The sequence below is a fragment of the Hoylesella timonensis 4401737 = DSM 22865 = JCM 15640 genome (genome assembly GCF_000455445.1).
GTDB classification, from domain to species: Bacteria; Bacteroidota; Bacteroidia; order Bacteroidales; family Bacteroidaceae; genus Prevotella; species Prevotella timonensis.
Genome location: NZ_HG417090.1, coordinates 63599 through 84500, shown reverse-complemented (window position 1 = coordinate 84500; position 20902 = coordinate 63599). Strand labels below are relative to the sequence as shown.

Below are 20902 nucleotides of genomic sequence, written 5' to 3'. Positions count from 1 at the left end.
ATGAAGCAGCATTTTCAAAGTTTTATCTTAACTTCTTCGTCATGGTGCTGCCATAAAGAGTTTTCACCCGCACAACAACCACTTGCGTGGTAGGAACGTGCAACCTCACCGTATGTTGTCCGTGGGCATCGGAGGCGGCAATCAGGGTTCCGTCGAGTGCGAACACCTGCACATGTGCCAAGTCCTCACCCTGCACGTCAATCCAGTTACCACCTCTCACCATGCGTAGCGAGCTTTGTGTTGCGTCTATATGTGCGGTCTCGCCAGGATAATTATTGTAAATACTGTTCGTAAACGACACTTCAAAGGGAGCGCAATTCTCGTTCCACAAATCACACTCCACACCGTCTACCATGCCCATCAACGCCAATCGGTAGGTACGGTTGTTGATGACGCATAAGTTATCATTGTTCTTCAACCATCCTGTAACAAATATTTCATCATCCCCTCCACCTAACAAGTTGTATTGCTTTTGAGCATTGCTGCCCAAGGATATGCGTCGCTGAGTTTTCGTATCAATCAAGCAAAGCGTCAATGTGCCGTTGTAGGTGGCTTGAGGTGCGAGCGTCATCACCACTCCTATCTTGAGCAATGGATTGCCACTGAGGTCTACGTTCGTGGGCGGTATGGAAGAGCCACTGTTGTCTTGCACCATTCCTTGGAGTTTTACGAAAAGCTTGTCGCTGGGCTTAGCGGCCTCCACTTGCAACGTAGACGGCTCATCGCCATGCACCATGCCCACCGTGGCAATGTTGCCGGCATCATATTGCTTGATTACCTCCACCCTCAGTTTGTATTCCTTGGACTGCAGATGGTCGGGCAAGTGCATGTCCACCCTTACCTCGGTCTCGGCAAACATCTCAAAATCCACTGCCTCTGCGGTTTGTCCCGTAGCCACCACATGATTGTCATCATCCACAAGCGACACCCTCACCGTACCATCGAAGGGCGTACCCGTGAGTTTGCGAATGGTCAAACACAGCGTGGCTTTGTTGCCAGCAGTACACGGTTTGAGCGTATACGGATGTGATGCCAATGCGAAAGGTGCCTTGTCATCGGGTTTCTCAAATAGGCGCACGTCGTTGCCTTGCACCTGAAAGGCTATGCGTGGTGCCGTTTTCATCCTGCACCATGCTCCGTAGGTGTCCTTATCCTTGAGGCTGGCGCATACAGCCTGCAAGTAGTAGCGTCCATCTGCAAGACCTTCAAGATTCACCGTAAACGTGCAAGCATCATCAATCAGCTGTCCCGATTGCAGCACACCACCGTTATACTTGCCGCGCTCTGCGGTATATCCGCCGCTGTCGTGCCATGCCGATGGCACCACTTTTACTTGCTTGCCCTGCTCGTTGTACACGCCCAAGCCAATATCTCCGGCAAACGTTCCGTTGGCTTGGTTCCTAAAGTGGTGATAGCTAACCGTCATGGGTTGCTGTTTGTTGGTGGGCATGCCGCCAACTACGCTCATATTGCCCTCCGAGTTGAAACACAAGTTGGGGGCATCATCGGCAAGTTCGGCATCAATGGGTGCGCTTCCCGGTTTGTTGGGATGCACCAAAACTATCTGCACCTGCTTGTTAAAGGAGAGAGGTTTTCCTCCAAACTCCTGTCCTGTAGTGGAAAGATTCAGTGCTGTAACGGAGAAGTAGCCGTCGCCACCGCCTCCCCAACCAAAGTTCATGTGAAAGAGGTTGTCCTTATCTACACCGTCTACCACCCATGCGTGTCCGCTACCGCCCGACTTCACGCTGCCGCTGATGTACACAGGGAAGCCATTTTCAATCTCCTTTCGCAATATCTGGATGAAAGCAGCTGCACCCTCATCAGACTTGTTGAGCATGGAGGTGGAATAATTGAAGTACGTTTTCAGTGCCTTGGCAGCCATGAAAGTTTGTGCACCGCTGGATGTAGGGGTGTACTGCATGTTCACCGACACGCCCACATCACGCATGAGCAGCGCCACAGCATCGCAAGCCTCCGCATTGGCAAGTGCCATGCGTGTGTTGTATTTGGGTAACATCTTGTCCCATGGGTATACCGACTCACTGAAGTCCACGCTCATCGTGCGGTTGTCATAACTCACCTTGTACGAGTAGCTGCCCTTTCCACGCTCTGGCCAGCGATGATAATACATGATTTGTGCCACCGCCGTAGCCACACATCCCGTGTAGTTGTACCCCGTAAGACGATTGTAAGGGTCGTCTTGATTCCATGCCGTTGTGAGCAACGGAGCCACCTCCTTTCGGTTAGGGGGCGTAGTGGTAACGGTAGCTCTTGTGCTGGGTTGCCTTTGCAATTGATGAAAAGCGTCACGATAGGCACTCAGCAGGAATTTAAGTTCACCACTTGCACGCAACGTGTCGAGCGTTCCTGTGTGCGAATAGCCCAACACTTGTCCCATGTCATCATCGCCTGCCACCACAACAAACCCCCGTCCATGGCGATCGTTATAGATATAATAAGGTGGCGTACCATGCGAAGCCCTCGTAGCATGGTGTTCCGAAAGGCTCACATTGACATATTTGCGGGCAATATTTATCGACTTGTCCACTGTTACTATCTTGCCCAAGGTGGGAATGCTCACCGTCGTGGCAAGCACAATGCCCCATAAGGTGGGGCTTAACCATCTTTTAATTTTCATTTTTTTAATCTTGTTTGGTTTTAACTACGAAAGTCTGATACAAAACCACTAACCACACCGACAACACGAAAGGTGCGGTGAGCGTGACAAAACCCATGTGCAAACCTACATACTGTATCAGCAACGTAAGTATCAGGGCAACCAATGCCTTGACGTAAGTCCATGAGCCAATGCCAAGAATGTTGGCAACTGCCAAAACTGCAAGTATGGCATTGTAGCCATATATACCGTTGTTCACCGAGGTGGTACTGACACCCGGCACCCACACCACGGTGAGACACAGCGCACAGGCGACAAGCGATTCCATGCCCATCTTGCATGAATTAACACAAATGACAAGAAGAAACAACAAGCCAGTGAGCAGATTGTTGCCCTGAAGCATGATTTGTCCAAAGCTCAGTGAGGCAGCTCTCATCAGCGAGAAACTTTCCGCAGTATCGGCAGCTGTCGTTGCTGGCAGCTGTAACTGGGGGAAAATATGACTCAACAGCAGCATCGCCCAGGTGATGAGCACGAAGGGTGCGGTAAGCGCGGGAGCCAACCGTTGCCGCTCGAACAGTCGCGTCACCAGCGTTGACAGCACACATGCCACCACCATGAGCAAAACAGAGGCTACATGGATGGGCATGAAACAGGGTACGGCGATACCTACCAGCGCAGCGTTGAAGCCATACAAGCCATCGCAGATGCGTCCCCCGTCATATCGAAGGGCAACAGCCGTACATGTACCAATGGCACTTCCAGCCAAGGCAAACAAGCACATGAGGAGGGAGTTGCAAGCAATACCTGCAAGCATCAATGCGCCCGACAGCGCATTGCCTTGAAACATGACTTGTCCTACACCACGGAATATACTATTCATCATCTGCATTGAGTTGTCACTTAAGAAGTGTTTTTGTTCGTTTCAGCGCACAAAATTACGTAAAAGTTACAATATATACGTAAAAGAGAACTAAAAAACGGGAATATAATCCTTAATGACTCTCCTTGCTCACGAAATAGGAGTAAAAGTGTACATTTTATTGTTGAATATTTCATTATGCTTCCTTTTTCTCAATTTTTCTTTGTAATATTGTAGTTCCAATAACCAAACGTTGATAATTAAAACCTACTTTATGATGAAATTGAGAACTATCATTTTGTGTTTATTCGCATCTTTGGGGCTTTCTTCCATAGCAGACAACCAGCTGCTCGAAGGCTTTGAATATGGAAATGCGTCTTCGCCAACGGGGAAGGAATGGCAATCGCCAGAGCAATTGAGCTATAATAAGTTGCAACCGCGTGCCAATTTTTCATCTTTCGCCACCGTAGAAGAAGCTCGTAAGTTTCTTCCAGAAAATTCGTCTTATAGAATGAGCTTGGATGGGGAATGGAAATTTCATTTTTCTAAAAATCCAGACGAACGCCCAGTCGACTTTTATAAAACGAATTATTCTACTCAAAACTGGGATAATATCAAAGTTCCTGGCTCTTGGAATTTGCAAGGTGTCCAAAAAGATGGAAGTTTGAAATACGGTGTGCCCATTTATGTGAACCAGTGGGTGATTTTCAAATACAACATCGCTGTTGACGACTGGCGTCTTGGAGTGATGCGAGAGCCGCCCAAGAACTATACCACGTACAAATATCGCAATGAAGTGGGCTCGTATAAGCGCACGTTTACCATTCCTAATCACTGGGATGGGCGCGAGGTGTTTGTGTCGTTTGACGGTGTAGACAGCTTCTTTTATCTATGGATAAATGGCCAATATGTGGGGTTCTCAAAGAACTCACGTGATGCAGCTCGCTTTGATATCTCTCCTTATATACATGCTGGAAAGAACGATATTGCCGTCGAAGTATATCGCTCCAGTGATGGATCGTTCCTTGAGGCTCAAGACATGTTTCGTTTACCGGGCATCTTTCGCAGTGTCGCCGTATATGCAACGCCAAAAGTTCATATCCAGAATTTGGTGGTGAAGCCAACTTTCAAAAATGGCAAGGGAGCATTAAACATCGTAACAACGGTAGAAAACTTGAACAAGAAAGCTGCCAAGAACTACAACATTTCGTATCAATTGTACGAAAACAAATTGTTTGGTGACGAAAACAAATTGGTTTCCACCATGTTATCGAGCCAGCCAATGAACTTAAAGAGTGGCACTTGTATGTCGGTGAACGATGATTTTGAGTTCAATAATATCAAGCCATGGACACCCGAAGAACCCAATGTCTATGTTTTGGTGGCAGTACTGAAGGACAAAAAAAATAAGGTAGCAGAGGTTGTGAGCGTTCAAACCGGCTTCCGCACCGTAGAAATCAAGGACACACCCGCCAATGAAGACGAATTTAACATGGCTGGGAGATACTTTTATATCAATGACCAACCACTGAAGTTGAAGGGTGTAAACCGCCATGATACTAACCCTACAACAGGTCATGCTATTCCACGCGAACAGATGTTTCAGGAAATCATGATGATGAAGCGAGCCAACATCAACCACGTGAGAACATCGCACTATCCCAACGACCCTTATTTTTATTATCTATGCAATAAATATGGTATCGTTCTCGAAAGCGAAGCGAACATCGAAAGCCATGAGTATTTTTATGGAAAAGAGTCGCTTTCTCATCCAAAGGAATGGCGCAAGGCACATGTGGCAAGGGTGATGGAGATGGTACAATCGTTTATCAACGAACCCAGTATTGCTATTTGGAGCTTAGGGAACGAAGCAGGACCCGGGAAAAACTTTGTGGCAGCATACCAAGCACTGAAGAGTGTTGACCAAACTCGCCCCGTACAGTACGAACGCAATAATGACATTGTAGACATGGGGTCGAATCAATACCCCTCTATTGACTGGGTTCGAACAGCTGTGAAGGGAAAGATGAACATCAAATACCCCTTCCATATCTCTGAATATGCACACTCCATGGGTAATGCAGTGGGAAATTTGCAAGATTATTGGGACGCTATCGAATCGTCTAATTACTTCATGGGAGGCGCTATCTGGGACTGGATTGACCAAAGTATGTACAACTATACCAAGGACGGTCAACGCTATTTGGCTTATGGTGGCGACTTTGGAGACACGCCCAACGATGGACAATTTGTGATGAATGGTATCATCTTTGGAGATATGAAACCTAAGCCACAATATTTTGAGGTCAAAAAAGTGTACCAAAACGTGGGCATTTCGTGGGCGAACCAGCAAGATGGCACGCTCGACATCTTCAATAAGAACTATTACACTGACGATTTAACCGACTATGAAGTGCATTGGTCGCTGAGTGCTGATGGCATCCGTGTAAAAAAAGGTGTGTTGCCTTTAGGCAGCGTGCTGCCACGCCAACACAAGACGGTGCGCGTCGATGGACTTTGCGATGCACTGGATTCCGGCAAGGATTACCGTCTTGACGTCAGCTTTAAGCTCAAGGCCGACAAACCTTGGGCAAAGGCTGGCTATGTTCAGGCTGACCAGCAACTGGAGCTTCACAAAGCCATAACGCGCCCTTCGCTTGCATCTACGATGGATAAGAGCCTACAGCCGCTCAAGGTGATGCAACAAGAATCCAAAATCACAGTCACTGGTAACGGCAACACCATTGTGTTTGACAAGTCCACGGGTTCGCTTCATAGTTTGGTATACGGTGGAAAAACCATCATTGCAGCAGGCAACGGCCCCAAGCTCGACGCCTTTCGTGCATGGGTTAACAATGATAATTGGGCTTACCAGGCATGGTATGAGAATGGATTGCACAACCTGCAACACAAGGCATTGGACTGTAAATGGGTGAGCAACCGTGATGGTAGCGTGTCGCTTAGCTTCAAGGTTGAGAGTCAAGGATTGTCTACAGCCAAGTTGGAAGGAGCCGACAAGAATTGGAAGAAGTTGGTAGAAACGGGAAAACGTCCCGACTTCAAGTTCACCACCAACGTCATCTACACCGTTTATCCCGATGGAAGCGTGGAAAGCCAAAGTAGCATTACCTCAAACAAGACACAACTCATCCTGCCTCGTTTGGGCTATGTCATGAAGTTGCCTGCTGACATGAGCATGATGGTTTACAACGGTCGTGGCCCAATAGGTAACTATCCTGATCGAAAAACCGCCCAGCACATCGGTATTTATGAACAGCAAGATGTGGCCGATGAGTTCGTAAACTTCCCCAAACCGCAGGACATGGCCAACCATAACGATTCGCGTTGGGTAGCATTGCAGGGAGAAGATGGACGGTCAGTCATCTTCGCTACGACCGCAACGAATAACATGAGCTTCTCCGCTCTGCCTTATTCCGCCCAGCAACTGGCCATGGCTAACCATCCACACGAACTGCCACAGAGCGATGGTATCTACCTCCATCTCGACCTGGCCATCACCGGATTGGGTGGAAACAGTTGTGGACAAGGCGCTCCCTTGGTGAAAGATAGGGTGAAAGCAGTGCCCCATACCTTCGGATACGTCATTCGTCCCGTCAGCGACATGCGTTCCACGACACTCAATGCGGCAGGAATGGTGAGTTCATCATCAGAAGTTCCGCTTTCAATCACACGCGACAACACGGGTCAGGTTACCATCAAAGGCCAGCAAGGTCATACGGTCTATTACCAACTCAACGGTAAAAACAAGACCATGAAATACGATGGACCGTTCAATCTGCGCAACGGCGGTAAGGTAAATGCGTGGCAGAAAGAATCGAACTTCAAGTATGAGGAATCGTTTGACAAGATAGAAACCATTCCTGTAACCGTCAGTTTTGCATCCAGTGTTGAAAGTGGAGAGGGGGATGCCAGCCACCTTGTCGATGGGAACCCACGCACCTACTGGCACACCATGTACAGCGTTACTGTGGCAAACTATCCGCACTGGTTTGAATTGGATGGAGGAGCCGTAAAGACAATGACTGGCTTTACCTACCTGCCCCGCCAAGATTCATGGAATGGACTTGTAAAGGACTATCGTGTCGAAGTTAGCCAAGACGGAAAGACGTGGACGCAAATAGGGAGTGACGGAACATTCCCAAAAACAAAAGCACTACAGCGAGTAATGTTTAACAAGCCCGTTAAAGCACGTTATCTCCGCTTCACCGCACTTCATTCACACGATGGGCAGGACTTTGCTACTTGTGCAGAATTTACAATTCTCAACTAAGTTGCAGGCAATGCCCTAACCAACTGAACATCGAATACGAATCCGACAGTTGGAATCAAAGAACGCTAACGTTCTTCGAAAGAAACAGCTCTGCCGACATCAACACGCTGTGTGTCGTTGCCAAATCCGTTTCGTTCGGTGATCGTTAGCGTTCATTATAGGCTGGTTCTATAAATTAGCTTTGTTAGATTTTGAGCTTATTTTTGAGGTCAAAATGCAAGAGAGTGAAGAAGTGTAGCGAGCTACACGACTGAACGAACTTACATTTTGAACCAAAAAGAAGCCAAAAGATAACAAAACGTATTTCATAAAAATTTAATGACTATATGCGGTGGTAATTTATAGAACCAGCCTACATTCAAGCCATGCAAAGGCACTTTCTTTTCAACAGAACGGCTACGTTCTTTGGTTTCTTAACATCGCACACATATTTTCGTGCTTTTTGCTAATTTCGTTGTTCATTTCTTCGACGCTGTTTACAACCACAAAATATGTCGTTTTTTATGTGGAAAAGTTGCATTTGTGGACAAGCCCACGAGTGGAAAAACGCTTAACAAAACCAAACATTCTCGTCCAAAAAAATGTGAAATATCTTTACAACACCCTCCTCATAATTCGCATATTTACAACCAACTTGCATCTTCGTCTCAAATACGCGAGAAATGAGCGACTTTTGTATCTATTTGTCTCACAATCTATTACAACAATGTGTCGCAAATTAACGTCCATCTTTCAAACTTTCTAAGCACTAAAGCATTGACCTAATGCCCTTATCTACATGCTTTAGTCCCCTTACTCCATGTGAATAGTCGTACAAACTACTGTTCACAGCAACCTTATTTCAATGTTTTAAGCGAAAAAATCCCTTTTTTCACTCTTTCAAGAGCATCATACACCTGCTTTTTACACATAGTATGCTTATTTTTCTCTCTATTTACCACTTTTTCAACCCCCGTTTTTTTGTCATTTTTTAGGACAAAAAGGATTTCTTCCTTGAATGACTAAATTTGAAATTACTGGTTGACTTTATAGGGAGTCGAGTATTGAGGAGAGAAACTCGTAAAGTTTTCCGAGAATGTTACTTTATAATTTTGGAATTTAATAATTTAGCAGTGTGGTTAATTTTATTAGCGACAATCCCTTTAGTTTAGTTGATTGACTATTTTTCTTTCATAATTATTTATTTTTTCTATAATATTACAAGAACCTGCTCACTTTGTCAACTTTTATCAGTGATTGTTTTATTGATTTTCAAATGGCTATAAAAACAAAGCTGAATGTATCATTCCACACGAGTTTCAATAGCTAACCCACACTAAGACAACTAATACTGGATTCTTACGAGCATATTAAGAAAGCCATATCAAACTCTGTTTTCGAGTGTTGATATGGCTCTTTCTATCTTTTAAGGGAGGGTTTGTTTCAATATTATAGATTCGTACTTATTGCAATGGAGTATTGACGCTCCATCTTGACTCATTATTATAATATTATCAGTACGAAATTCTTAAGAATTATATTCCTCTAATTTGCATCAAAAAATGAACTTTTTGAACATGTTATTTGAGAACATTGTTGTAGAACTCCCAATATATATTTAATGCTGGTCATCATTATGACCTCAGTTTCTAATACTTAAATGTAGCAGTTAATGTTATCTTACGTCCATCAGCATGCGCATACTCTGCATCTCTTGCCATCAACATAGAAGCCGGTGTATAATAAGTATTATTAAGCAAGTTTGAGATACCTAAATTAAGTTCCCAATCCTTTAAACTTATTCCTGTTGAAAAGTTGAGTAAATTTATACTACTAACTTTTCCTTCTCCCTCTTTATATCTACCTTTACCTGTGGTATCAAAGCGGTTACGGTCTCCTGTATGAACGTAATGTAGCTGCATATACATATTCTTAATGGGAGCATAATCAATATACATAGCAAACTTGGCTGCAGGGATAGATATGTTAGACATATAGGTATCCCATTTGTCTGAAGTAGACTTGAGCTTCCCCTCAAACCATGTGAAATTGGCACCTGCTTTTAAGTTGTTTAATATTTGCGCATCTGCATTCAATTCCATTCCATATACCTTTTGAGGTGTTCGGTTGACTACCCAAAAACCAGCTTCATCAATTTTAAGGTCGCTTCCCAACTTTGAATAAGTATAAAAAACAGATCCATTTAGCTGTAACCTATGATTGATATCAGAGTATACACCTAATTCAAAGTTATTTGTCTTTACTGGCTCAGTAATAATCTTGGATAAAACGTCTTCTTTAGCTGCACGCAGCGTCCGCCCTAAATCAAAAATAGAAAAACCTTGCGAAAAGGCAACGAAAGGTTGAAATATCGGCAACTTATTGAAAGATATACCTGCATTAAATGAGAAATTATCATATTTTAGTTTTCCTCCCTTAACATGTACTTCAGGACTGCTGAGTTTTGTACGCAATATATCGTAATCAGGTACATTGACATCTATAACGTCATAACGTCCTCCTAATTTTACATTAAGACATTGCCAAAGAGTTGTCTTTGTTTGCAAGAATGGAGCATGATTACTACTCTGAAGTTTAGGAACCCAATAACGTCCATCTACAAGTGGCTGAGAGGTTTTATCTAAAAGATAATCATATCCATAAGTAAGACGAGTGAAGAGATTGTCAGATATTGACAAGAATGTATTAAATTGAGAACGGAAACCAATCTTTTGATCTTTGATGGTAGCTTGTCCACTTTTTTCTTCCCAGCGCGGTTTTTTCGGGTTATGTTTTCTGAAATCAAATATTGTGTATAAACTTGTACCATATATAGAAGCTTCAAAATCTGTATTTGAGAATAATTTACGAGAGGAAAATTTTAGATACGCATTATGATTATATGGTGTGCCTTCATCAGTGGCCTGTGGGTCTTTTTCACCGAAGATACCTATAGCTGGACTCTTTAGATATTCTCCTTTTTGCTGAACAAGAGCAGTATGCTGCAAGCTCCGATAGAAATTATACATAAATTCTATTTTATTCTTGGCTGATAATGCATAGCCTAATTTAATAAGAGCATTTGACGTATAAGTATCACCTAACCCATAGCGTGGAGAGATATATTCCCCAGAACCATCAATACTACTACCTGTTTTTACAAAAGAACCGCTAACAAGATAGTTTAACTTATCTATAGAACCATAAAGTTGTTGGTTGACACGATAGCCCATTCCTTGTGTTCCATGATAGAAATTATAAGTTGAACCTGAGAGAGAAGACTCACCGGCAATTTTTTTGTTCTTTGTATTCTTTTTTGTGATAATGTTTATCACACCACCGATAGCACCATTTCCGTATAATGCAGTCGAACCCTTTACTATTTCAATGTGATCAATAGCAGAGACATCTATAGAACGTATATCACGGTCTGTAGATCTTAATGGAGTGGATTGTGGAATCCCGTCTATTAATATGAGAGCACCCCTGCCTCGAAGAGATTGTGAGCGTGAACTTGTTGTATTGCTTGCTAACGCCATGCTTGGAGTAAGTAAACCTAAAAGGTGAGATAAATCAGGTTCTGCTTTACTCATTGCTGCAATTTGCTTTTGATCTATAATTGTTACTGTTGCAGCAGCATTTGACTTTATTTCAGGGATACGTGTAGTGTTTATAACGACTTCCTTTAAAAGATACGTTGAATCTGTCTTAATATGCTCTTTGGCATTACCAAATGCATACGTCGTAATAATCATACTAAGAATTAAGTAATTTTTTTTCTTCATGTGAAATAATATTTGTAAATACTATATTAAGCGATTCATTTTAATGTATTTAATGAACGCTAAATTATTTTGCAAAAGTATTAAATGAATAAAAATATTACAATACCTAAAAATCATGATTCTTCATCAACTCTGAGTAAATAGTCAATATAAGCCATCATTCACACTAACATCCACACTATTGTTTGCAAAAGTAAACTTGATTGCGCCATCTATTTCAAGTTGAAGTCGGCTGCCGATACCCATTGCCCTGCGAAAGTGGTGCCTGTGAAGCTCGATTTGGTGGAAACACCGTAGCGAACGGTGCCTTTGGTACTGCGTATATTCTTGAGCTCTATGCGGTTCCATCCATATCCATTGCCATCGTTAGCCTCAACGATATTCTGATAATAGGTCCTGTCCGGATCGGATGAGAGCGAGTCTGCGATGCTCAACCTACGTTTCGCCTCTGCCCAGATATTCCCACTCGTATTGCCATTGGCTGGTATCTCCACCATATATTTGTGTCCATCGGCAATGGCATATACATAGGCTCCTTTGCCATTGGTACGAGCGACCACACTCAAAGTGTATGTGCCAGGGGCAACATCGGTTTTCTCACGCTCCACTTGATAGTTCAGTCCCCAGTCTGAGTAACCGTCCAAATACCGCACATTCTGGTTGCCAGTGTAATATTCTCCATTTGAAGTGTAGTGATCCTCACGATTTGACGGATCGACCAACAAATACCATCCGCCTTGATTCAGGAAATCCCAATCGGTTTCGTTGATGAATACGCCATTGTGTGTATTCTTCTTGATGTACGCCTCGTGTCTCATATCACCTTGTTTCTCCTCGGCAATGGAAATTCTTGCACCAATGGCGATGCCACTGACAATCGCCACAATGAGGCTCGCAGTCCATACGCCCACCCACATCAAGCGTTGCGGAGTACCCATCGGCAGGAGTTTCTTGGTGTTGCTAAGTATTGAGTGAATGCCGCAATAAAGGGGAATGAAAAGCACACCTGCCATACTGACAACACATACCACACTCAATGTTGGACTAACCGCATTTGAATAGAGCGTCGCAAATTCAATGTCGCCAAACAGATCGGGCATGGTCAGCAGCACAATGAGGGCTGCCAATAAAGTAACCAATCCCAATCCGGCAAAAATGCAGACAAGAATTAAGAAGCCTTTCATCAGCAGCAGGATAATTTTGAAAAAACCTCCTACACATCCTATCGCCCCACTCTGCCGAGTTTGAGGAATATCTGCCTGTACGTGTTCTTCGGTCACTTCCTGTGCCAAGCTTTGTGGCGTCACATCCTTTCCTTTCATTTTCAGTCGGTCTTCGGGATTCTGTGCCACTGGCGTGATGATTGAAATCATGAAATAGATGAGCACCAGCCAAAGCGGTGTCCATGTAAACGGCGTTACGTGGAAAAACATGCCAGAAGACAAAGACGTATTGAAAGTGATAAAGACAAGCAGCACACAAGCTAACCGCCACCACAAAGGGTCGCCACCAAAGTAGCGGGCGCATCCAGCCAGCAGTCCAGTGATCTTTTTATCGGAGGGGTCGCGATAAAGGCGTTTGCCCGATTTTCTCAATCGCTCGAAATAAGCAGCAACTTCCTCCTTCAGTCGGTTGACCGTACTCTTTTCCTCCGACTGTTCCGCATCTTGCTCTACCGTCTCCTCGTCTTTCGGCTCATCCTCATCCATCTCTTTGGGATCTCCGATTCGCGTAATGATGTCCTGCACGTGCTGAATATTGATAGCCTCAACTCCCTGTGCCTTAAGGTCGTCAAACAGTTCTGCGATACGAGCCTCAATGTCGTCGGCAATCTCTTTTCCATCGGGCTTATGCGCAAAATAGCTGCGCAGCGTGTCGATATATTGTTGCAACAGTCCGTAGGCGTCTTCATCAATGGCGTAAAGCCTGCCTAACATATTGATGGTAATATTTTTTTTCATAATGACTGGTTGAATAATGAATAACTTATTTAGATTGTTTCAGAAAATTGACAGTGGCGGCAATCTCTCCCCACGCCTTATCCAATTCGCGGAGGAAGACTGCCCCTTTGTCGGTGAGCATATAGTATTTTCGGGGTGGTCCCTGCGTACTTTCCTGCCAGTTATAACTCAGCAAGTGATCGTTTTTCAGTCGTGTAAGCAGCGGATACAGCGTTCCCTCCACCACCAGCAGTTCGGCCTCCTTGAGCCGCTGAATGATGTCAGACGTGTAGGCTGCCTGTTTTTCCAGCAACAACAAAATGCAGTATTCCAACATTCCCTTGCGCATTTGTGATTTCACATTGTCTACATTCATAATCATCAATTTATGGTTGATGATGCAAATGTATGCAAAATACAAGTACCTTGCAAAGCATAGTACTATAATTCTTTTATTTATTAACCTTATTTAACTACTTAGGTGTTGAAAACTGACATTCAGCTGTAAGTGCATGGCGTGGCATTCAACTTCAAATAAGGCTTAATAGCAGTAAAAGAAGTCTTGTTGTGTTTGTTCAGTATCAATGACAAAATGTAAGAACAAGGTTTGTGTGTCGGAAAGTAAGCATTCGACTTTGTTCCCTACTCCTTATTCCCCAGTAAGGGAGAACAACTGTCATCCTCATATCGAATGTTAAATATTCAACAGATATAAAATGCTAAATATACAGCCAAGACAAAACGAACCTGCAAACCAAGAAACAATCTAATCACAAAAAGTAAGCTTTACACTTAGTGTTCAATTCCAATACCCACACTCTAATGTTAACAAATATTAATCTATCAATTCTTTTCTGTATTTATTCTTTTGTTTCTATGAAAACATTTACCTTTGCACTCGCTTTACAATTAAAGTCACATAATCATGTGAAGGAGAGATGGTAGAGTGGTCGATTACAACGGTCTTGAAAACCGTCGCACTGAGAGGTGCCGGGGGTTCGAATCCCTCTCTCTCCGCAATCGCATTAAGCGCAAATCCCTAAGTTACAACAACTTAGGGATTTTTAGTTTCCCCTTGTTTATTTCTTGACCCACTTTTTGACCCACTTTTTGACCCACTTTTTGACCCACTTTTTGACCCACTTTTACTCCGAACACTTTTTAACATGAAATGATTTTTAATTTCTGTAAAGATAATTCAGTATATTTTTTCTTGCTAAATATCAGCGTTTTACGCATTTTCTCAAAAAGGTGGATTTGAACCTTTGTTATCAATCGTTTCATTCGTGTTCTCTGGATGCCGTTTCGCATCCCTATTTTCTTACTTTCCCTTATGTTGTTTAATTTTTGAACGTATCAGTTCTCCAGCACTTATGATAGCCTTCTTATTGAGCACTACACCACCTTTGCTAAGCCCCACACGCTCCAGCGAAGATTGCCTAATGCCAATCTCGTCAGCCGTCAGTGTACTGTAAATGGCAGGGATCGATCCGAAATAATAGCTTTTATGTCTCTGAATCAGGTGAACATGGATTACTTTTGTCATACTTTACTGGTTGATAATCACTCTAAAATTACAAAATAGTTACTATATACGATATTTTGAATGATTTTATTTCAAAAATCTAATCATGATTAGTTTTCTGCTATTCTATAGAAGACCGTCTGGTTTTTCATTTTCCTTTGCAAAGTTAGCAAGGTCGGCAGAACGCAAAGTAACGCCATACTATTTGAGAAGAATTACATAGCAGCCTTCCTCAAATCAAAGATTTGGGGTTTCCATGAAATTCTTCCCAAATTACTTTGTTTATCTACCTGTTGACCTTGCTCCCTCTGGCACGTAAAATTAGAAATCCCGACAGTCTCCTACTGCAAAACAGCAAAGAACTAAAGGGAAATGTATCACTTAAAGCATCACGATTATGGATATTTCAAACAGAGAAATGATTTTAACGTCATTAGGGTTTTTCAAGAACGACTATCAACTTGATAACTTTCGCTCCAACTTTGGCTATGATTGGACGGACGAGGATTTGAACGAGGCTATCGACACCGCAGGGTACGACCTTTCCAACGTGCGCAACTTCTTAATGGAAACACTTTGGCTAAAGGTGATAGAAGAATATGTAGACTATAGAGGTTGTGAGCGTGAAATGTTTGATTGTTATGTGAACTGCACACTTGACACACACTTCTATTTCAATCATTTGGAGGTACAATGCACCGAGGATATAGAAGAACTCTTGAACTAAACAGAACATCAGACACTCACCAAGTAGCACCTATTTGGCGAGTGTTTATAAAAATAAGATAAAATGGAAAATCTATTTGACACATTGGTAGCCAAACTTCGTAAAGGCATCGTTTCTTTCGTTTACAAGAAAAAGGACGGCACGGAACGCCATGCGTGTGGAACCTTGTATGGCATCGGACATACCATAAAGGGGAAATCAAAGCATCATCAGTGCAATTATACCCTTGCTTACTATGATGTGGACTGCAAGGGATGGAGGTCATTTATCATAGAGAACCTTGTGGAGGTGGGTGAACTTCGGCAAGAAACCATGGACGAGCATCACGACATCTGTCTTGCGCTTATTGTAAAGCTCAAGGAAAAGATGAAGAAAGAGGGCAAGACTGCCTTCGCCTATCGTAAGGCAGATGGAACTATCAGATATGCACATGGCATTCTGTCTGACGGCATAGATGTTTCGGGAAGATATTTTGCCTATTTCGATACCGACAAGGGCGAAGATCGCAAATTTCGCATTGATGCTTTTATCGGTATCGGTGAACCAGAAGATTTGGAAGGCAATAGCATATCCTTTTTTGACGAGACACCGATGACAACAAGCTGCAGTAAGTCATACAACGACTGCAGCACTTTGGACATCAAGTCTATTCTTGCCAAGCGAGGTGTGGCGATTGAGGACACAGAGAACTTTATGGTCATAGACTTGCTACCCGAACTTAATAAGGGGCAGTTGAAAGACCTTATCTGCAAAGCTGCAGAAAGGCTTGCATCACTCTAATCAAAGGTAATGCCCCGACTAACCATCGGGGCGCAAATACGTCCATTATGCTACGTTATCCAAGAGTTGAAATCATCAAGAGAAAGACTTTCGTACCCATCTATCAAGAGCAATACGAAGTACAGACCATGCGACCTAACCGACCTATGAAAAGCAAGTTTGGAATGAATAAGAGTCAGGCAATGGCTTATTCAAGAAGAGAGATAGCCCTGTTGAAGCAGGAAGGATATACCAAAGTAGTATATCAGTCTATGATGGTGAACTTAAAAACCTTTCGCTCATAAAACGCTATTGTGGTGGAATGATGGTGCAAGCATGGTGCCACATTCCACCATTCGCCGTGTGCTGCTCACACAGCTCGCAGCACCCTCCATTCCCCCAAGCCCTATTGTCAAGACTATGCCCTAAAATTGCAAGTCACTACCGAGGTAGCCACTTCTTTCACCCATTGCAAAAACACGCTAATGCAAGTTTTTGTTACTACTTCTTTCCCTTTCGGCTTGTTCCTCACGCCTGCTCCGCCAGAGTTCCATCACGCTGCAGCCATCTTCGTCTTTGTCCTGTTCCTCTTTCGCTCCACTGCGACAGCGGCGAAGATGGCAGACTGCTTAATGGAACACTGGCTACGCAAAAACCCTTAAAACAGTTTCTGCTGTTTTAATCCCATGAAAGACACAGTTTCTGACCTTGCAGGATCGCCAACAGAGTCTTTCAAGGGACTTCGGGAGAGCGGTAGTATCAGTATTCTATGCTGATGCCTTCATAGGCAGTCTTTGCTTCCTTCCCTTATCTCATTCTTCCTATATCCCTATGTGAGTCGTTTACTCTCCTGCAATCACTGTCTGGATTTAATTTTACTTAGCTAAGATAGCAAGTCCGGCAGAACGCCGAAGTACCGCTGCGCTATTTTGCGATATTCTCACGGCAGCCTTCCACCAATCACAGATTGGGGTATTCCATGACAATATCTCAAAATTACTTGGCTTATCTGCCTCATGGACTTGCTGACCACTTGCACATAAAATTTGAAATCCCGACAGTGATGCTGCAAAAGCAGCAAAACTAAGGGGAAATGTATCACTTAAAACATTACGACTATGCACGCATGGATTTATCAGATTTCAGACACTCCAATTAAGGAGACTATCAACGAGGACACACTATATCAGGGTGACGGCACAGACTACGACTATTGTGCAGAAATTTCGGAAGAAGGGCGCAAGAGTGCTATCGAAACACTGAAAGGCTACATTCTATCTTCTGGTATGTTTCGACAGATAGATGAGACAACCTTTGAGTATCAAGGTGGTATCGATGAGTGGAAGGAGCAGTGGGTAAAGCGTATTCAAGACCTCGCATCGGAGTTGAATGTCGAGAATGTTTTGAAATTTGTTGGGCATTCCTACAAGCTCGAAAGGGTGCTAAAGAACCCACTCGACACCGCATCGCAGTTCTATCTGAGCGCAGAGACCGACCAGACCTATGCCGAAGAGTCGGTGGAGCTGATGCGCTGGATTGAGAATTTGGAGGTAGGCAGCAAGATTTATGTTGGAGGTATCATAGATTTTCACTTCTAACGTTTCTATGATGAAAACAAAGGTAATTTACTTGGTTTACCGAACAGACGAATGGCACTCCCTCGCATCGAGGGAGCTTGTCTGTATCGGTGAAGATATGGAGGACATTATCGCACAACTGATAGTGCATCGGGGTATGACCGAGGACGATGCCAAGGCGATAAGGTGCATCTTGCAGACACAATGTAACAAACGAGGATATGAGTGGGAGTTTGAGGCGCAGCGTCTCAACGCTTTTACTAACTAAGACAACATATTGATAACATTCAAAACTTTAGAACTATGGCAAATTGGGCAAGTACAAGCTACGTTATTGAGGGTAGCAAAGAAGATGTAAGCAAGGTTTATAAGGTGATTGACGACTTTATGAAAGGTCGTAAAAAGCCTCTCACAGAGACTGCAAGCGACGATTGGGAGGGCAACGTCGTGAAGGCGTTGGGAGCCACCGATAAGCAGATGAAAAAGTATCTTCGGGGCTTCATCGAGTATTACGATTTCGATGGGCAGGTGCTTCGCATCGACGCAGAAGAGGCATGGGGAGCCACCGACTTCTATGAGGTCTTATCAGAACTGATGCCTGACCTTACCATCTACTACATCGTCGAGGAACCCGGATGCGAGGTTTATGCCACGAATGATGCCGAAGGCAAGTATTTCTCTGACAGATTCTATGTAGAGTCTGCCATAAACAATCAATACGACCATGAGTATTTTACAGAGGAAAAGGAAGCTTTGGACTATGTGGCGAAACTAATAAACAGAGAGCACGTGACAAAGGAAGAAATAGACAAGTGGAACGAAGAACAGGAAGAAGATGATGTTTACATCTATGTTCATGAGTACAAGGTAGTAGCTTAACAGAGGTAACGGCAGGGCTAACCACCCTGCCACAATTCAAAAGACAAATGACACAGACAGATTTTTTACAACCGACAAGCAGCGTACAGCAGCAGAATGTACGCTCCACTATCCATTCAATAGCCGACTTGCCATTGACGATATACTCATACGCCTTGTCGGGTATATTCGAGACTGTTATTTTATTCTGTTTGGTTCAATGCCCTTTGATCGGAGCCAACGATAAACCGTTGACTTCGATTTGATGGCAAGACTGGTTTGTATGTCCTCTATGCTTTCGCCCGACTTGTAAAGTACAGCGCAAGCATCAATCTTCGTTGTAGGCAATCCTTTCGGTCTGCCAAACTTCTTTCCCTTTAGTTGAGCTTCCTTTCGCCCAGCCGAACATCTTTCGGCAATCACCGATCGCTCAAACTCCGCCAATGCTGCCATCAAGGTCATCATGAGTTTGCCTGTGTTGGAATTGCCGTCAATGCCGTCTTTGATTGATATGAGGGCGATGCCTCGATTGTGAAGCGAATCGAAAATCTCCAGCAGGTTTTTGAGCGACCGCCCCAATCGGTCGAATTTATAGACCACGAGCGTATCACCTTCCCTAAGAAAGGAAAGGCACTTTTCAAGCTCTGGGCGTTGCCTGATGCCCGACACCTTCTCTTGGAAGATAGTCTGGCATCCCTTATCCCTCAATGCCGTGAGCTGCATATCAAGATGCTGCTCTTTGCTTGATACCCTTGCATATCCAATATTCGCCATAGAGAGTTTTCGATTATTATTTGTTTGCAAAGATAATGCAAATCGAACTCAAAAAAAACTCTAAAGCGGTATTTCTGCATCTAATTTTAGAGTTCGATTAACTTTTATCTTTTTCGTACTGTGTCCGACCTTGATTTCCAACCTGCGAGTAAGCCCCAAATCAGTTGGCAGTATTCAACGTACTGCCAACCTACACAACCCTGGTATCTTTGCCTTTTCCCTAAAGTCTTTTCTTCATTTCGTCAGAGCCAGTGGCACAGACTTCATGATAGCCCTGCAAAACACACTATCGTAAGTTTTGTTCTTATCCCAACCCCTCTATTACTCCTGCGGAGTTATTTATTCAGTAAGCGTTGCCTACTTCTTACCAGGTAGCTGCCAGTATTGATTTTATTGTGCAAAGGTAGTGTGGTCTCCATTCCTGCGAAAGTACCGCAGAAGCTATTTTCAGGGAATTTTGGACAGACCCTCCACAATTTCTATCAAAATTGGGTATCCATCCAAAATTCCCTGAAAATTCCTTGCGCATCCATTGCATCCCCACTGTTACCATGCACATAAAATTCAATCCCGGTCAGCTCCCACTGGCAAGCAGTGGGAAACTAAAGACCTGAATTCGGGATAAGAAACTGATAAAAAAGTTGGTAATCACGCTATATTTTTGTACCTTTATATATAATTATCAACAAGTTACAAATGTTATAGCGATGATTACCAAAGACAAAATTACAGAGATTTTTTGTATTGCAGATGATTTCTGCAAGGAATTTGATGTTGAAATAGCAAAACTGGCTCTGCAAGAGCCTGACGGCATCAAGCATAGAAAGCGTAAATGGCGAATGAGCCGTGCTGAGATCATGACTATTCTCATCTGTTTCCACTTCAATGACTTCCGCAATTTCAAGCATTACTATCTATTTTGAGACCTCTGCAAAACCTTACCCCATTCTCTATCATTCTTGTTTTTGAGCACTATTGGCTCACCAGCAGTCAATATTTTTGATTTTTAGGCTGTATATGCCCTATTTCATCTCATATTCTCCCCTTATTTGAGAGAATTAGACACAATTATCCCTGGAGTTCGATATAAATTGTAGGCAATAGCCTCCATGATGTGTTGTGCGTGAGTCTTATCTAAACCTACATATCTGGCTATGCCACCATGAAACCATCTGTGAATAGATCCAAAGGTACGTTCCACTTTG

The 20902-nt window shown here is 43.4% G+C and carries 15 protein-coding genes, 1 tRNA gene and 2 pseudogenes; 9 read left to right on the top strand and 9 right to left on the bottom strand.

Annotation, left to right across the window (positions count from 1 at the left end; genetic code table 11):
• Positions 1-22: 22 nt before the first annotated feature.
• Entirely contained in the window at positions 23-2641 is a 2619-nt protein-coding gene (locus BN35_RS00440; protein ID WP_025072237.1) for a C10 family peptidase, read from the bottom strand.
• Positions 2642-2645: 4 nt separating this feature from the next.
• Positions 2646-3506, bottom strand: a complete 861-nt coding sequence (locus BN35_RS00435) for an urea transporter (RefSeq protein ID WP_234396698.1) — start codon at positions 3504-3506, stop codon at positions 2646-2648.
• A gap of 250 nt (positions 3507-3756) precedes the next feature.
• Between BN35_RS00435 and BN35_RS00430 the strand changes: the two genes are divergently transcribed.
• Positions 3757-7773 (top strand): glycoside hydrolase family 2 TIM barrel-domain containing protein, encoded by a 4017-nt coding sequence (locus BN35_RS00430; RefSeq protein ID WP_025072235.1) that lies wholly within the window; start codon positions 3757-3759, stop codon positions 7771-7773.
• 1628 nt (positions 7774-9401) lie between these two features.
• Here BN35_RS00430 and BN35_RS00425 read toward each other — a convergent pair.
• From BN35_RS00425 to BN35_RS00415, 3 genes are all read right to left on the bottom strand, one after another.
• Complete coding sequence (locus tag BN35_RS00425; RefSeq protein WP_025072234.1) at positions 9402-11537, bottom strand: TonB-dependent receptor; 2136 nt, start codon at positions 11535-11537, stop codon at positions 9402-9404.
• 212 nt (positions 11538-11749) lie between these two features.
• Positions 11750-13498: a PspC domain-containing protein gene (locus BN35_RS00420; RefSeq protein WP_025072233.1), complete on the bottom strand. Its 1749-nt coding sequence runs from the start codon at positions 13496-13498 to the stop codon at positions 11750-11752.
• 25 nt (positions 13499-13523) lie between these two features.
• The gene (locus BN35_RS00415; protein ID WP_025072232.1) at positions 13524-13853 is read right to left on the bottom strand and encodes a PadR family transcriptional regulator; all 330 of its coding nucleotides are present in this window, start codon (positions 13851-13853) and stop codon (positions 13524-13526) included.
• 556 nt (positions 13854-14409) lie between these two features.
• Here BN35_RS00415 and BN35_RS00410 point away from each other — a divergent pair.
• Positions 14410-14494: transfer RNA gene (locus tag BN35_RS00410), tRNA-Ser, on the top strand.
• A 304-nt stretch (positions 14495-14798) separates the two neighbouring features.
• On the opposite strand, the gene BN35_RS00405 is transcribed toward BN35_RS00410, so the two are convergent.
• On the bottom strand, positions 14799-15023 hold the full coding sequence (locus BN35_RS00405; RefSeq protein WP_008123969.1) for a hypothetical protein: 225 nt from the start codon (positions 15021-15023) through the stop codon (positions 14799-14801).
• Between the two features lie 376 nt (positions 15024-15399).
• Between BN35_RS00405 and BN35_RS00400 the strand changes: the two genes are divergently transcribed.
• The 6 genes from BN35_RS00400 (at position 15400) to BN35_RS00375 (ending at position 18944) form a co-directional block, all read left to right on the top strand.
• Positions 15400-15729 (top strand): myo-inositol 2-dehydrogenase, encoded by a 330-nt coding sequence (locus tag BN35_RS00400; RefSeq protein ID WP_174362006.1) that lies wholly within the window; start codon positions 15400-15402, stop codon positions 15727-15729.
• A 63-nt stretch (positions 15730-15792) separates the two neighbouring features.
• A complete protein-coding gene (locus BN35_RS00395) occupies positions 15793-16509 on the top strand; it encodes an SH3 beta-barrel fold-containing protein (RefSeq protein WP_025073164.1) in 717 nt (238 codons plus the stop codon).
• Positions 16510-16556: 47 nt separating this feature from the next.
• Positions 16557-16793 (top strand): hypothetical protein, encoded by a 237-nt coding sequence (locus BN35_RS00390; protein ID WP_025073163.1) that lies wholly within the window; start codon positions 16557-16559, stop codon positions 16791-16793.
• A gap of 813 nt (positions 16794-17606) precedes the next feature.
• On the top strand, positions 17607-18086 hold the full coding sequence (locus BN35_RS00385; protein ID WP_025073162.1) for a hypothetical protein: 480 nt from the start codon (positions 17607-17609) through the stop codon (positions 18084-18086).
• Between the two features lie 7 nt (positions 18087-18093).
• Entirely contained in the window at positions 18094-18333 is a 240-nt protein-coding gene (locus tag BN35_RS00380; RefSeq protein WP_234396810.1) for a type 2 periplasmic-binding domain-containing protein, read from the top strand.
• 35 nt (positions 18334-18368) lie between these two features.
• Positions 18369-18944 carry a hypothetical protein gene (locus tag BN35_RS00375; RefSeq protein ID WP_025073160.1) on the top strand — a complete coding sequence of 192 codons (576 nt, stop codon included), beginning with the start codon at positions 18369-18371 and terminating at the stop codon, positions 18942-18944.
• Positions 18945-19044: 100 nt separating this feature from the next.
• On the opposite strand, the pseudogene BN35_RS14320 reads toward BN35_RS00375, so the two are convergent.
• Both BN35_RS14320 and BN35_RS00370 read right to left on the bottom strand, forming a co-directional pair.
• Positions 19045-19125 (bottom strand): annotated as a pseudogene (locus tag BN35_RS14320) (type ISP restriction/modification enzyme); the annotation flags it as partial.
• Positions 19122-19697, bottom strand: a complete 576-nt coding sequence (locus tag BN35_RS00370; protein ID WP_025073159.1) for a recombinase family protein — start codon at positions 19695-19697, stop codon at positions 19122-19124. The gene BN35_RS00370 and the pseudogene BN35_RS14320, both read right to left, overlap by 4 nt.
• 707 nt (positions 19698-20404) lie before the next feature.
• On the opposite strand from BN35_RS00370, the pseudogene BN35_RS00365 reads away from it, so the two are divergent.
• Positions 20405-20617 (top strand): annotated as a pseudogene (locus BN35_RS00365) (IS982 family transposase); the annotation flags it as partial.
• A gap of 125 nt (positions 20618-20742) precedes the next feature.
• Here the strand turns inward: BN35_RS00365 and BN35_RS00360 are convergent.
• On the bottom strand, positions 20743-20902 hold a 160-nt coding region (locus BN35_RS00360), incomplete at its 5' end, for a transposase (RefSeq protein ID WP_044071092.1).